General features: G+C 60.3%; 12 protein-coding genes. 5 read left to right on the forward strand and 7 right to left on the reverse strand.

The window, feature by feature from the left end; all coding sequences use genetic code 11:
• Positions 1-17: 17 nt before the first annotated feature.
• From ACYQ4Z_RS07390 to ACYQ4Z_RS07400, 3 genes are read left to right on the forward strand one after another with little or no spacing between them, the layout of a single operon-like run.
• Positions 18-986 (forward strand): UDP-glucuronic acid decarboxylase family protein, encoded by a 969-nt coding sequence (locus ACYQ4Z_RS07390; protein ID WP_459860548.1) that lies wholly within the window; start codon positions 18-20, stop codon positions 984-986.
• Positions 986-1,540: a hypothetical protein gene (locus ACYQ4Z_RS07395; protein WP_219972014.1), complete on the forward strand. Its 555-nt coding sequence runs from the start codon at positions 986-988 to the stop codon at positions 1,538-1,540. Before ACYQ4Z_RS07390 ends, ACYQ4Z_RS07395 begins: the two co-directional genes overlap by 1 nt.
• Position 1,541: 1 nt before the next feature.
• Positions 1,542-3,461: an AAA family ATPase gene (locus ACYQ4Z_RS07400; protein ID WP_459860550.1), complete on the forward strand. Its 1,920-nt coding sequence runs from the start codon at positions 1,542-1,544 to the stop codon at positions 3,459-3,461.
• Here the strand turns inward: ACYQ4Z_RS07400 and ACYQ4Z_RS07405 are convergent.
• Both ACYQ4Z_RS07405 and ACYQ4Z_RS07410 read right to left on the reverse strand, forming a co-directional pair.
• Positions 3,415-4,302, reverse strand: coding sequence for a polysaccharide deacetylase family protein (locus tag ACYQ4Z_RS07405; RefSeq protein WP_219972017.1), 888 nt, complete (start codon positions 4,300-4,302; stop codon positions 3,415-3,417). The two genes, ACYQ4Z_RS07400 and ACYQ4Z_RS07405, sit on opposite strands and share 47 nt — an antisense overlap.
• A gap of 2 nt (positions 4,303-4,304) precedes the next feature.
• A complete protein-coding gene (locus tag ACYQ4Z_RS07410) occupies positions 4,305-5,462 on the reverse strand; it encodes a glycosyltransferase family 2 protein (protein ID WP_219972018.1) in 1,158 nt (385 codons plus the stop codon).
• Between ACYQ4Z_RS07410 and ACYQ4Z_RS07415 the strand changes: the two genes are divergently transcribed.
• Positions 5,456-6,664, forward strand: a complete 1,209-nt coding sequence (locus ACYQ4Z_RS07415; protein ID WP_219972019.1) for a glycosyltransferase — start codon at positions 5,456-5,458, stop codon at positions 6,662-6,664. The two genes, ACYQ4Z_RS07410 and ACYQ4Z_RS07415, sit on opposite strands and share 7 nt — an antisense overlap.
• Positions 6,665-6,700: 36 nt before the next feature.
• On the opposite strand, the gene ACYQ4Z_RS07420 is transcribed toward ACYQ4Z_RS07415, so the two are convergent.
• Positions 6,701-8,152: an exopolysaccharide biosynthesis polyprenyl glycosylphosphotransferase gene (locus ACYQ4Z_RS07420; protein WP_170141335.1), complete on the reverse strand. Its 1,452-nt coding sequence runs from the start codon at positions 8,150-8,152 to the stop codon at positions 6,701-6,703.
• 69 nt (positions 8,153-8,221) lie between these two features.
• Positions 8,222-8,791 (reverse strand): hypothetical protein, encoded by a 570-nt coding sequence (locus tag ACYQ4Z_RS07425; RefSeq protein WP_119335811.1) that lies wholly within the window; start codon positions 8,789-8,791, stop codon positions 8,222-8,224.
• Here ACYQ4Z_RS07425 and ACYQ4Z_RS07430 point away from each other — a divergent pair.
• A complete protein-coding gene (locus ACYQ4Z_RS07430; RefSeq protein ID WP_219972020.1) occupies positions 8,790-9,578 on the forward strand; it encodes a WecB/TagA/CpsF family glycosyltransferase in 789 nt (262 codons plus the stop codon). The two genes, ACYQ4Z_RS07425 and ACYQ4Z_RS07430, sit on opposite strands and share 2 nt — an antisense overlap.
• Here the strand turns inward: ACYQ4Z_RS07430 and ACYQ4Z_RS07435 are convergent.
• The 3 genes from ACYQ4Z_RS07435 to ACYQ4Z_RS07445 are packed head-to-tail and all read right to left on the reverse strand — an operon-like array spanning position 9,551 to position 13,448.
• Positions 9,551-11,044 (reverse strand): O-antigen ligase family protein, encoded by a 1,494-nt coding sequence (locus ACYQ4Z_RS07435; RefSeq protein WP_459860738.1) that lies wholly within the window; start codon positions 11,042-11,044, stop codon positions 9,551-9,553. The two genes, ACYQ4Z_RS07430 and ACYQ4Z_RS07435, sit on opposite strands and share 28 nt — an antisense overlap.
• Before the next feature lie 5 nt (positions 11,045-11,049).
• On the reverse strand, positions 11,050-11,964 hold the full coding sequence (locus ACYQ4Z_RS07440) for a P-loop NTPase family protein (RefSeq protein WP_219972022.1): 915 nt from the start codon (positions 11,962-11,964) through the stop codon (positions 11,050-11,052).
• Positions 11,961-13,448 carry a GumC family protein gene (locus ACYQ4Z_RS07445; protein WP_219972023.1) on the reverse strand — a complete coding sequence of 496 codons (1,488 nt, stop codon included), beginning with the start codon at positions 13,446-13,448 and terminating at the stop codon, positions 11,961-11,963. The genes ACYQ4Z_RS07440 and ACYQ4Z_RS07445 overlap by 4 nt, the downstream gene beginning before the upstream one ends.
• Positions 13,449-13,450 lie beyond the last annotated feature (2 nt).

Genomic DNA, 13,450 nt, shown 5'->3' on the forward strand with positions numbered 1-13,450 from the left:
AAAAGGTGGAGTGGATCATGTCACTTGGACTGCCACAGGGCAACAAGGTATTGGTGACGGGCGGAGCGGGGTTCATCGGCTCACACCTCTGTCGTCGGTTGTTGGCCGAAGGGTATGAGGTGCTCTGCGTTGACAACTTCATCACCGGACAAAAACGCAACATCAAAGCGCTCTTGGACGATTACCGTTTCGAATTCATACGGCACGATATCAATGAGCGCCTCTATGTCCAAGTGGATCAGATCTACAATCTGGCGTGCCCCGCTTCGCCGATCCATTACCAGTTCGACCCGGTGGCGACGGTGCAGACTTCGGTCCTTGGAACGATCAACATGCTGGAATTGGCGCGGCGCACCCGCGCACGGATCCTGCAGGCGTCGACCAGCGAAGTCTACGGTGACCCCGAAATCCATCCGCAACCCGAACACTACTGGGGGCGCGTGAACCCCATCGGGCCACGCGCCTGCTACGACGAAGGGAAACGGTGCGCTGAAACGCTCTTTTTCGACTACCATCGCGAGCTTGGCGTCGATATCAAAGTCGTGCGCATCTTCAACACCTATGGTCCCAACATGCACCCCAAAGATGGGCGCGTCGTCTCCAACTTCATCGTCGCGGCGCTCACAGGCGAGCCGATCACCGTCTATGGCGATGGATCGCAGACGCGATCGCTCTGTTACGTCGATGACCTGGTCGGGGGCTTGCTCAAGATGATGGCGCAATCAAAGGAATTCACTGGGCCGGTCAATCTGGGCAACCCACACGAAATCACGATCTTGGAATTGGCAGAAACCATCCGCGATCTGGTAGGGTCACGGTCCGAAATCGTCTTCCGTCCGCTGCCGCAGGACGACCCGAAGCAGCGGTGTCCTGATATCACCCTGGCGAAAACCCACCTGGGGTGGGCGCCTACGGTCCCTTTGGAAGTGGGTCTCGCGAAAACGATCGACTATTTCGACCAGTTGTTGCGCGAAGGAACTGGGTGATGGGGTACGGATCCAACCGGTGGCAAAAAGGTCTCTGGATCGGGGGGGTTCTCGCACTCTTGTGGGCGAGTCAGCCCGCAGATGCTTTCGTCGAAGACGAATTCCGCCCGCCTGAGGAAGACGCGCCCCCTTTCGATGTCCCGGAAACCGGACTCTTTTTTCCGCGCATCATTTATGACGAACAGGGCGACGACGTGACCCGCGTACCGTACCACCCCACGGGCTACAACGACACTGCGTTCATCAAACGGGAAAAGTTTCAGATTCTGAAGTGGCAGCAAGATCCACCCAACTTCGTGATCGTCTTCGTCGAAGATGCCACGCCGTATCAATACGAGACCGCGGAAGTCGACATCATGGTGCGCATCGGTCACTTCGATCGTTTGAAAAATCTCATCGAAGCCAGCCGTGTGGTGCGCACCAGTATCCCCATTCAGAAAGGGATCAACCGGATTCCGATCAATGTGATGAATTACAAAGGGGATATCGTCCAGGCGAAACTCATCGGGGTGCGGATGAAACAGGCCTACCAACCTGTCGAATTGGGAGATTGAGATGTATTTCGAATTTTTCCATTTCACGCGCCCCCCTTTCGCCAATACCGCCGACCCCGGTTGTTTCTACGCGAGCGCGGCACACCGCGAAGCGTTGGCGACACTGCTTTATGGCGTGCGGGAGCGCAAAGGATTGTGCCTGCTCACGGGCCCGGTGGGGAGCGGCAAGACCCTTTTGCTGCGTAAACTGGCCGCGGACAACCCCACGTTTCGGTGTCTCTTTTTGACCAATCCGTGGTTGTCCGAAAAGGAGCTCTTTTCTCTGTTGTGGCAAGCGTGGGGTGAGGGGGACGAACCAGCGTTCGTCAGAGAGCCCCTTTCCGCGATTCAACAAGCGCTGGCGCGTCAGGCGAAAAAAGACGAAGCGCTGCGTTTCGTACTTCTGGCCGATGAGGCGCATCTGCTGCCCGAGCGCTTACTCGAGGCGGTGCGTCTGCTCCTCAACCTGGAAGACGAACGCGGAAAATTGATCCAGATCGTTCTGAGCGGACAAGAGGAGCTCGCGCTGATTCTCAAACAAAACCACATGCGGCCGCTGTTGCAGCGCGTGGCGTTGTTCGATCATCTGCGTCCCTTCTCGTTGGACGACACCATTGGCTACGTCCAGCACCGCTTACGCACTGCGGGCGGGGACCCGTACCTTTTCCCCCGCCCGTGCTTGGAGTGGATTCATCAGGAGAGCCGGGGCGTACCGCGGCTGATCAACCAGATTTGCGATCATGCGCTGATTTTTGCGTTTGGCCGCGAGTCGCGGGTAGTCGAACGGCAGGATATCGAAGCGGCATTGGCGAAGCTTCCCTTGGCTGCGGTTTTTCTGGAACCGGAAGCGGTTTCGTCACACCAAAGAGAGTCGCCAGCAAACGCCGCTCAAGCCGAGGAACAAGCGGCGGCAGGAGCGGCATCCACCCCAGATCTTTCGCCGCAACAGGCCGCCGCAGCCGATATTCCGCCGGAGATTCCCGGGCTAAACGCGCAGTCGCAATCCAGTCCTGCCGCAGCGCCGCCGTTTCCGCCCGACGGTGCGGCACGCTCGCCCGTCGATGTCGCTGCGTTGGGCGCCAACGTCGAAGCGGCGTCAGCATGGCCGTCGTCTTCTCCGCAAAAGGGGGGCGGGCAAACTCGTGGCCATTCGCTTGCCTGGGGGCAGTGGTTTTTGAGCATGGGCATCGCGCTGCTGCTTGGCGCAGGCGGGGCCTATTGGTGGATGCACAACCAATCCCCATCGGAATCGTCCCTCGGGCGCACATTGGGGCCAGCGCCAAGCCGCACGCAAACGGAAGGGATGGATCGCCTGGGGCCTTCTCGTGCATCCGACACCCCCGTGCGGAGTGACCGTGCCGACGCGATCGCATCGAACCGCAGTGCGCCTGCTCCGTTCTCTACAGCATCCGAATATAGCCGGGACAACAACACGGTTGCAACGGCGGCGCAACCCGTACCGGTCGTGCAACTGCCCACGACGCTCCCGCTTCCGGTTGCGACGCACAGCACGGAGCAGGTGGTGAATGACACCAAGGCGGCGCTCACAGCGATCAGCAACCATTTCGGCGCCGACAATACCACGGTGCGGGATCTGTTCACCGCAGCAAACCCTGGCGTCAATCTCGATCGGATCACTGCGAATACTCGTATCCGGCTGCCGCAATTTCGTCGTACGGACATGATCGTGGCGGATCAACGGGGGCGCTTCTATCTCTACTACGCCACGCTTGCCGACGACCAGCAGGCCGCAGCGGTCAAACAGCGGTTGGCGCCTTTGGGTGTCTCGGTGGTGCAATTACCGACGATGCTAGGAGATCAGACCGTCGTCCGACTCTATCTTGGCCCCTTTACCGATTTCGACGAAGCGGCACGCGTGGCCGATTTGGTCCGGTTTACTTACCTTCCCCTGTTGGAACGGTCTGGCGCAAGCGGGTCTTGAGGAGGCGCTTCGCCAAATCGAGGGGGCGATCGGTTGCGCCGATCCCGATTCGGGGAAACACGCGGGGCACCGGTGAAGAAGCGCGCTGCCGCCGAGTCACCCAACCGGGTTGCGTGGTGAAAATGGCCTGAAAACCGAGCTGGGCAAAGCGGTCGATTTGGTCACGACGCCAATCACCATTGGGGGGGGCGATCCACGTGGGTTGGACGCCAAGTCGCTCGGTGAGCAACCGCTGGCTGAGTGTGAGGGTGTGCGTGAGCGCAGTGTCGTCAAGATGCGCGAAAATTTCATGGCAATGACCATGGTTACCGATCGCAAACCCCGGGAGGCTTGCGAGTTGCTGCGCTTCTCGCCAGGTGAGGGGGCGAAGTGCGGGGGTTGGTGGCGGAAACGGGTTGGCGCCCCTGTCGCGCAGAATCGCGGTAACCTTCGCTTCGACATCGGGTGGCGCGAGTGCTTTGATCTCGGCGATAAGCGCAGGCGACGGTTTTTGTCCCACCGTGGCAAGGCCCGCTTGGAGACGGTCCCACCAGAACCACGGAGTTTCCAGGTAGCCGGTAGCCAGGAAAAAGAGTGCGGGCACCCGGTACTCTTGGAGAATGGGTGCGGCGACGGTTAGGTTGTTGGCATAGCCGTCGTCGAAGGTGACGAGGAGCCTTGGTTTCTGCCATGCTTTTCGTGGCGTGGTGAAAAACGTTTCGACGCAGACGGGCGTAAACCAGCGGGTGAAGAACGCCAATTGATCGCGAAAGCGCGACGCGGGGACTTGGAGCCAATCGTCGAGCGGTTCGTCGTCTGGTACGACGCCGTGGTACATCACGATGAGGTCGGCGGTAAACATCTTTAGTCGCGCTCCGTCCGTTTCCACCCCAACCGGCGTTCCGTCACCATCGAATGCAACACAGCCCACAGTTTTTCAAAAATATAGCGTGGTGCGTGCATCAACGCGCGGGCAAAGAGTGGCAGGAGTCGATAGCGATGCGCGGCGTATAGGTAGTGGATCAGGATTGCGCCGAAACCGAGCAACGCGGCAATGCGGACCGGTTGCGGCGCGATCCATGCAAGGAGCGCCAAGAGGATCGCCACCCAGGCGATTGGCGGGATCAGCAGATCGAACAGTTGCCCGACGGTTTGCCAGGGGCGGCGAAGCAGCTGGCGGAGAACCTGTGGCGCGTAGTGGCGAATCGTCCATAACTTGCCCCGTTCCCAGCGCGCGCGCTGGGTAGCCAACTGGTGGCGCGCAACCGGCATCTCTGCCCACACCGCTGCCGCATCGGTGAAGTCGACCCGTTTTCCCGCAAGAAAGAGATGTTGGTGGTATTCGATATCCTCGACGATACCGTGGGCACGGTACGGGACTGCGGCAACGGTATCGCGCGCCAAGGCAAAGCCGTTGCCGAAAATGCCCGCCGACCACCCGAAACGGGAGCGCGCGAGCGGGCGCACGCCGTTGAGTGACGCCAGTTGAATCGCTGCGATCTCCGTGCGCGCATTGACACGCACGTTGCGCACTGCGTAGCGGAGCTGAACCGCCTCGGCTCCGCATTGGAAACAGGCGTCCAGCACGGTGAGCGCATGTGGGTCGAGCACCGAATCGGCGTCGAGCACGAGCACTGCGTCCCACGACGGGTCGCGAAGGAGTTGGTTGAACGCATAATCGAGCGCACCCCCTTTTCCGGGGGGCGGGTAGCTGAGCACCGCCGCCCCTGCCGCCTGCGCCACTTCAGCAGTTTCGTCGGTGCAGGCGTTGGCAACCACCAGAACCGAAAAGTGCGAACGGGGATAATCCAACGCCAGCGCCGCGGTGACCGTCGTCGCGATATGTTTCGCTTCGTTGTGTGCCGGGATCACGATGCGAAAGCGGGTTTGGCCCTGCGCACGCGACGACCGGGCTTTTTCCGGTAGCCACGGGTAGGGAAGGGGCGCAGCGACCCAGGTCAGAAGGAGCAGATAGAATGACGGTATCCCACCCAAAAGCCAGACGAGCCACCACCATGTCATCGCCGCAGCCTCATTATCTCTTCGTTCATTCCCGTTTCCCATGTTTGAGCGAGACGTTCGTCGTCGCACAAGCTGAATCGTTGGCGCGCATGGGGGTACCGGTTTGCCATATCGCCAACCGCCGCCCGGCGTTCGACGAGGTCCATCCGCCGATGCGTCCTTGGCTGGAACGGGTATTGTACCTGCAATCGCAGCGCCTCTCGGTATGGGTACGCGCCCACCGTTGGGCGATTGAGCGTTTTGCGCGTCGCTATTGGCAAACGCTTGCCGAAACACTACGGTACGAAGCGCCGCTACCTACCGCGTTGGCGCACTGGGCCGGTGCCGTCTTGTTGCTGTACCACTTTCGTGGGCAACGGGTCCATGTGCACGCCCACTTCACGTACGGTGCTGCGGCGGTCGCTCATTGGTGTCACCGTTTGGCAGACGTGCCCTATTCGTTGACGTTACACGGCTCCGACGCGCTCTACGACAACCCGCCCGATTTGGCGCGCAAATTGGCGGCAGCCGAGGCGCTTGTGTCGATTTCGGCGCACAATTTAGCGGTGCTCGGCACCCGTTTTCCGGGTCTATTGCCGCGTAACAGAGCCGTGATTCCGCTGGGCGTCGAACCGCTGCCGTACCAGCCGCCGCCACCGATCGCGCGACCGCTGCGTCTCCTCAACGTTGGGCGTTTGAGCGAACACAAAGCCCAACATGTGCTCATTGCCGCGTGCGCGCAGTTACGGGAAAAAGGTGTTCCCTTTTTGTGCGACATCATCGGCAGTGGCGAGCGCGAAGCGGCGCTGCGCGCGCAAATCGCCCAGGCCGGGTTGGGCGACGTGGTTCGGTTGCTGGGCGCCAAATTTCACGACGAAATCCTGGCCAATTATCGGCGCTACCACGTCTTTGTCTTGACGAGTGTGGTCGAAGGGATGCCGCTCGTTTTGATGGAGGCGATGAATGCTGGTATACCCATCGTGACGACCGCGGTTGGGGCGATCCCAGAATTGGTGGGGCCAGAGGGGGCGTTGTTGGTGCCGCCGGAGGATCCCGACGCGGTTGCCGAAGCGATTCTTCGGATCGCGGAAGGGAAAATCGACAGCGCGCGCATGACCCAGGCCGCGCATGCGCGGCTGACCGAACGCTTCGATCTGCGCCGCAACCATGCGTGCTTTGCCGAGTGGCTGCGTGCGCAACCGACGGCACTGATCCCGCAATAGCCGTGGGCGAGCGTCGTAGTCCGCGTTATTGATTCCCTATTGATCCCCTTTGCCGCGCAGCGTCACCCAAACGGTCTTGACGAGCAGCAACAGGTCGGTGTGAAGACTCCAGTCATCGATGTAGGCCAGATCCATCCGCATCCATTCGTCGAACGGAATCGACGCGCGGTTGGGGGCGATCTGCCACGTGCAGGTGATGCCGGGGAGTACGCTCACCCGGCGCAGGTAGGTGATGCGGTCCATTCGGGCGTAGTCGTCGAGCGGCAACGGGCGGGGGCCAACCAGGCTCATATCGCCCCTGAGGACGTTGAAGAGTTGGGGCAGTTCGTCCAAGTTGAGTTTGCGCAACCAACGGCCGAGCGGGGTGATGCGTGGGTCGTTGCGCATTTTGAACGCCGCGCCGTCGCGGTCGTTGTGGGCGCGTAAGGTTTCCCGCAGCGCGTCAGCATTGGGAATCATCGTCCGAAACTTGTAGAGCGGAAAGATGCGGCGGTGGTACCCCAGCCGCGGTTGGACGAAGAGAACCGGAGAACCCATCGTCACGCGGATCGCCAGCGCGATGAGGAGGAAGAGCGGCGAGAGGATCAAGATGCCGAGCGCGGCGGCAGTGACGTCCAGTAGGCGTTTGACGAGCAATGCCCACCCCATCTGTGGGCCGGAGTCGAAGCTCAAGAGGGGTACAGCCCCGTGCCCGCTTGCTGACCAGCGGATCAGATGGGTTCGTGGCGCCAACGGCTCTGGCAGAGGGAGATAGGGCGCAAGGAGCGGCACTGGGAACAACACCTCGATACCCTCCGCTTCGGCCGCGCTGAGCGCGTCTCTGACCGCTGGATCGAGGGTGGCGAGCGGCAACGTCACGACCACTTGATCGACGACCGATTCGTGCATCCAGTAGGCGAAATCGTGCAGTTGCCCCAAACAGGGAACCAAATTTAGCCCGTCTGTTTCCGTTGTTGGCGTACCGAAGTAACCCAGGAGTCGAAAATGGGCGTTCGCTCGCAGCGAGGAAGTTATCTCTGCCGCGAGCGGCGTGGCGCCAAGAAGCACGGTATGGTTTAGGTAGTGTTGTTCCGGATCGAGAAAACGGAGCACCCGGTTGTAGAGCCAGTGCAACAGATGGCTGGCTACGAAATAGAGGAGCGCGAACGCCACGATATACTGCGGGGTGATGAGCGCGATCGCAAAGAGTTGGCTGCTTGCCGCAAGCACCAGCACCCCAATTCCGGTCATCACGGCGATCTGCACGGTGGGTAAAACGAAGCGCCTAGTTGTTTTGGTACGCGTCTGCACCAGGTAGGAGAGCAGCAGCCAAAAACCGCTCCAAACAAGGAGCAGCAAAAGGTTCTGTAGCGAGATCCGCCATTCCAGGAGGCGGAGGAACCGTACGCCCTCGAACGCGGGCCCGGTGAAATAGGCCGCAAACAACAATGCGACCCAGAGCGCGACGAGATCGACGAGGGGCAACGAGCGCAAGACGAACGGGGGCACGACTGCGTCACCGATCGGATCAAAAAGGGGAACAATGATACCATGCGTGCAGCAATGTTTTGGGCAAGCTTACTGCGATAACCAGCGCCAGCGGCAGAGGCGCTGTTGCCACGCGAAACCTGCTTTGCGAATGCCGCTGAGCGAGGCGCAGTTTTGTGAGGCGCAATAGATCCAAAGAGTGGCAGTGGGAAAATGGTCGCAGAGGCAGCGCAGCGCAACGGGATAATGGCCGCGCCCACGGGCAGCACCGAGCGTGTAGCAGTCGTAGATCACCACCGATTTGGGCGGAAGGGACCAACAGGCATCTCGCCCCAGTTCGTAGGAGAGGTCCAGCCACCCGTCGTGGCGCGTCCAGGCGAAATGGACTGGGTCGCCGTGGGCACGGAGAACCCAAAGGAGGTCGCCGCGCGCGAAACGGGAAGGTGCGACGCGATCGACCAGTGCCAAATGGGGGTCGGTAGCAAAAAAAGGGGCGAGGTGTGCGTGACAAGCGGTGGGCGTATCGATCCATGCCAGGGTCACTTCCCGAACCCGAGGCTCGGGGGGGGGATCGGATGCCGCGCGGTCACGCGGGGCGGCGAAGAGTTCGATACAAACGCGTCGCGGGACGACAGATCGAAAGAAGGAGCGCAGGGTCATGAATGAAGACGGTGTTGTCGCGGCACCACTGCCGTCAGTCGAGATGATGGGGGTACGGATCCATCGTGTCAACCGCGAAACGCTGCTGGCGTGGTTGGGGGATGCCCTTGTCGGGGAAGCCTGCCGGTTCGTCGCCAACGTCAATGCCCACGCGATGAACTTGGCATGGGTACGCCCGTCGTTTCGGCAGGCACTCAACTGCGCCGATCTGGTTTTCGTCGATGGCTACGGTGTGGTGCTTGCGGCGCGTCTGTTGCGATTGGAAATCGGCGAGCGGCTGACTTTTGCCGATTGGATGCCCGATTTCTTGCGCGTCTGTGCGACGCGGAAAGCGGCACTCTTCTTTCTAGGGGATACCGACGAGGTTGGCGCTGCGTTCGCCGCGTGGGTACGCGCGCACTATCCGGGCATCGTTTGGGCTGGGCATCATCATGGTTTTTTTGTGCGGTCGGGTGCAGAAAACGAACGGGTGGTCGCGGCAATCAACGCAAGCGGCGCACAGGTGCTCCTTGTCGGGATGAGCATGCCGATCCAGGAGGAGTGGTTCGTAGCAAACCGGCATCGACTCCCCGGCGTACGCGTCGCGCTGATGTCCGGGGGATACGCGCGCATCGCAACCGGCTTGATCCCGCGCGGGCCGCGCTGGATGACCGATCATGGGTTGGAATGGCTCTACCGATTCTTCCAGCAGCCGCGTTACACCTGGCGGCGCTATTGGGTAGGTAATCCTCTGTTTTTGATGCGTGCAGTAGCGTGGCGCTATTTTGCGGTTTCACCCCGCGACTGACGTTCCCATCGCCGCGCCGCGAGCATTGCACCCCAGATGACCCACAGGTAGTAGGGCATGAAGATGTAGTCCGGGTTCGCCTGTTCTTGAATTGCCCACGCGAGCGTACCACCCATTGCGGTCAGCCCGATATCGGCAAAAAAGCCGGTGCCTCCGCGAAACGTCTGCCAACCGTACCAGCTTATCAAAGCCAGAACGACCAGATGGACAATGAGGCCAGGAATGCCGGTTTCGGCCGTAGTCAGCAATGCAAAATTGTGCACCGGTTGGTTGTACCACGAAGCGACTTGGAGGTAAGTACGGTCGTAGCGGTGCATTTCACGGGTATATTGTCCAAGTCCAACGCCAGCAAGTGGCCGGTCGGCGATGATGTTTGCGGCCGTTTCGGCAAGGGGAATGCGCACCAGCGCCGAACCGCGATCCTCTTTGGTCAACCGGTCACGGAACGTCGCCGATGTGGCGTACAACGCGGCAAAGACTGTGCTCACTGAAAAAATCATCACGAGTGCGCCGATGATGACGTTCTTGCCGTTTTTCTTCATCCACAACAGCATTCCCAAGGCCAGCGCAAAGCCGAAACCCAGCCACCCGGCACGTGAACCGGTCAGCGTAAAGGTAGCAAACCCGACGATCAGTGCGAACACGACGAAAGCGCGTTGCCATGGTCTTCCCTTGAGTGTGGGAACGAAGAACCAGAGGTAGAGCAACGCGACTGCAAGAAAATTCGCCAGGGTATTGGGGTGACCGAACGTGCCGCCGAAGCGCAGGAGATAACCGCTTCCCGCGGCGCTGTTGAGCGCAAATTCCGTTTTGAGCAATTTTTCCGTGAAAATGGCCTGGACGGTTCGTTGGTCCAACACCGCGATCGCTTCGAGGATCACCGCGGCAGCAAGAGCCAATCCGAGCCAATGGAGGTGGTAGGGGCGGAGGTATCGTGCCAGGATCCAAAGAAAAAAGACGGCCTTGATTTCGCGCCAGTAGAGGCTCCAGGCAAAGAACGATTCCTTGGCGACCAGGAGCGCATTGGCGCCGTCCCACAAGAGCATCGCAACGAGTGCGATCGCCAGGGGCTTGGGAATCGCGGAGGTCGCAGACTGGTACGTGCGATCGAACCACCACAACAGGGCAAGGAACAGCAACAACAGATCACTGAGCGAAACGCGAAAACCGTTTGCCAAAACGGTGTACGGCCAGTTTTCGCGGAACGCGAAGTTGTTGTCGATGAAGGTGAGCGCCAGTGCGAAAACGGCCACCGTCCACGCCAGCTGGTCGATCGCTTGACGCGAGAGAAACAGAAAGAGAACGGGAAAGAGCGCAATACCGAGTAGCCCCGCCAGCGTTGCCAAAAGCGTAGCCGTATCTTGCTGAGCAAAGGCAATCGACAGCAACCAAGCGCTACTGGCGCCAACAAGCAGCGCCGCGGGAAAAGTGAGCAAGGCGTGTGGGTCGGAGGCGCCAGCGCGCATGGTCGTCACAGCAAGCGAATCAACCAACGGGGCAAGGGGTATTCACGGAAGGTGAGAACCGACCCCAAGACCGGGATGCTCAAGCCGTTGAGCTCCTTGACGAGCGCTGCGACAGCTGGCTTGCGCACGGCGCCGCTTTTGAGCACCAAAACCACGCCGTCGGTTTCGCTTGTCAAGAGATAGCTGTCCGGACAACGGTTGAATGGCGGGGTATCGATCACCACCGTCGCGTAGAGACGACGCGCTGAAGCCAACAGGGATCGGTACCAGCGGACTTTTTCCGCAACCGAATAGTTTTCACCGCCGTACAAGGTGAGGATGTTGAGCGCTTGGTCCGAAGGCAGTTGCTGCCAGGAAAAAGGGTCGCCCACAGCGAGTGTCAGCGAATCGTGACGCATCGGTTGGGGTTCGAGCACGAGGCGAAGCAGGAGGGTCCGCCCGTCTGGGGTGCTGCTCGCCAGGTGGTGGGCCAGAAGGAACGTGAGGGTGGAGACGCCACTTTGTGGAATCGGTGCCGCAAAAAGGACGGTGTGAGGCGCTTGCGCATGGCCAAACGCCAAATGGTGCGCGATGCGTTGCACCTCCATGCCCCAAGCGCTGGGCAGTTGGCGAATAGGCGGCGGAAGGATCAGCCGTTTTGGCGCGCGTGCTGTCTCCGAACGGGATGGCTGGGCGACTACGCCCAAGTCGTCCGGGCGCGTGGTGTGGGCCGGCTTCGCCTGAGCTGCGTCACGCACGCTCGTCTCGCGTTGCGGTTTCTGAGCATGCGGCATCGTTGGCTGGGGTTCGTAAGCGGTATCGGGCTTTTCCAGCTCATCGAAGCGACCCCAGGGGTCGTGGCTATCGATTGCGGCATCCCACGGGGTTTTGCGTCGCCAGGGGTCTGCGTTGTCACGCGCCAGAATGTCGGAAAGTCTCATGATGCTCTCCCGCTAGCGTGCGGAATGGTCTGCGCGAAGGCGCTTTGCCAGGGGTGTCCAGGCGGAGGGGCATCGAGCGCACCCAAGAGGGGCGCGTACGGTGCCGCGTCGGTGGGGGTATAGATGCGCTGTTCCGCAAGGTACGCTGCTGCCGCTACGCCGGCGGCGACGAAAGGTCCGACGATGAGTGCCAGCGTAAGCATCAAGCCGGGACGGGGAAAGACGGGCGACACGGGCAGTTGGGGTTGTGCGGCGATCGAGACGTTGGCAAAGCGTGCATCGTCTTTGGCTTGGCGAATACGCGCCTCTTCTTGTTTGTCGACGTAGAGGCCGTACTGTTTGCTTGTGAGTTCGCGTTCGAGTTGCAGTTGTTCGTAAGCGAGCGAACGTCCCGTCAATTGCACCGCTTTGTCGTTGAGGTCATCGATGCGCGCCTGAAGCGCTTCGAGCGCCGCTTGACCGCTTTGCGTTTCGACCTTGAGGTCTTCGATGATCTGTTTGAGGTATTGCCGAATCTGGTTGCGCATGTTCGCGTACTGGGCTTCGGCGTCTTGTACCGGTTTAGATCCAGGTTGATAGTCGTTGCGCGCGCGCTGCAGATTGATCGTGAGCTGCGCGAGACTCTTTTCCATCTCGATCAGGGCAGGGTACTCGTAGATTGTCGTCTTCGGTAAGCCGACGAGGGTGCGACCCCCATTCTTCTCGAATCGGGTGAGCGCTTCCGAGAATGCGTGGGTTTTGGCGCGAAGCTCTTCCAGGTTGGAGAGCATCTTCATCCGCTCCTGCTCGAGGTCGCGCAACAACTGAAGCAGGGTTTGGCGTTGGACTGCGGGGTCGACCACGCCGGTTTGTGCGATCACCTGTTCGAGCTCGCGATTGAGTTGCGCGAGCCGCCGTTGCAGAAATTCGGTTTGGTTGCGGAAAAATTCGATGCCGCCGGAAACGCGGTTGATTTCGATATAGTAATCGACGAAGGTATTGACGATCGTTTGTAACACGTGCTGCGTCTCTTGTGGATCCCCCCCTTTCAACGTGACGCGCACGACGTTCGATTCGGTCAAGGGTTCGGCTTTCAGCCTTCCTTTGAGTTCGGCTACCGCTCGTTGTATTGCCGCGGGGTCGTCGCCATTGGCTACCCCCAACCGTTTGGCAACTTGGGCGAGATGTTCGCTCGATTGCAGCAAAAAGATGATGGTGTTGAGGTCTTTCAACGTGACGTCCGAGGCAAAAAATGCTCCCCCCTCAGGCGAGATCATGAACGGGCGCGTGAGCGCCGGTTTGACGAGAAGATCGGCGCTGGTTTCGTAGCGCGGCGGGGAGAGAAGGGTAATGGCCAGCGTGACGCCGATCACGCCAAGCAGCGTCGCAACGAAGACCCTTTTTTTGTAGAAAAAGATGCTGAGGACGTCGCGGACGGTTTGCGTTGGTGTCGTGGAAGGCGGAGGGCTGCTGGGCACGGGAAGATTCGAAGACGCTGTGTTCATCG

Source organism: Hydrogenophilus hirschii (assembly GCF_054656675.1).

What these genes read in the sequence shown, in the direction of transcription:
- ACYQ4Z_RS07390 (WP_459860548.1), top strand. Translation starts at nt 18, where the DNA reads ATGTCACTTGGACTGCCACAGGGCAACAAGGTATTGGTGACGGGCGGA.
- ACYQ4Z_RS07395 (WP_219972014.1), top strand. Translation starts at nt 986, where the DNA reads ATGGGGTACGGATCCAACCGGTGGCAAAAAGGTCTCTGGATCGGGGGG.
- ACYQ4Z_RS07400 (WP_459860550.1), top strand. Translation starts at nt 1,542, where the DNA reads ATGTATTTCGAATTTTTCCATTTCACGCGCCCCCCTTTCGCCAATACC.
- ACYQ4Z_RS07405 (WP_219972017.1), bottom strand. Translation starts at nt 4,302, where the DNA reads ATGTTTACCGCCGACCTCATCGTGATGTACCACGGCGTCGTACCAGAC.
- ACYQ4Z_RS07415 (WP_219972019.1), top strand. Translation starts at nt 5,456, where the DNA reads ATGTCATCGCCGCAGCCTCATTATCTCTTCGTTCATTCCCGTTTCCCA.
- ACYQ4Z_RS07410 (WP_219972018.1), bottom strand. Translation starts at nt 5,462, where the DNA reads ATGACATGGTGGTGGCTCGTCTGGCTTTTGGGTGGGATACCGTCATTC.
- ACYQ4Z_RS07430 (WP_219972020.1), top strand. Translation starts at nt 8,790, where the DNA reads ATGAATGAAGACGGTGTTGTCGCGGCACCACTGCCGTCAGTCGAGATG.
- ACYQ4Z_RS07425 (WP_119335811.1), bottom strand. Translation starts at nt 8,791, where the DNA reads ATGACCCTGCGCTCCTTCTTTCGATCTGTCGTCCCGCGACGCGTTTGT.
- ACYQ4Z_RS07435 (WP_459860738.1), bottom strand. Translation starts at nt 11,044, where the DNA reads ATGCGCGCTGGCGCCTCCGACCCACACGCCTTGCTCACTTTTCCCGCG.
- ACYQ4Z_RS07440 (WP_219972022.1), bottom strand. Translation starts at nt 11,964, where the DNA reads ATGAGACTTTCCGACATTCTGGCGCGTGACAACGCAGACCCCTGGCGA.
- ACYQ4Z_RS07445 (WP_219972023.1), bottom strand. Translation starts at nt 13,448, where the DNA reads ATGAACACAGCGTCTTCGAATCTTCCCGTGCCCAGCAGCCCTCCGCCT.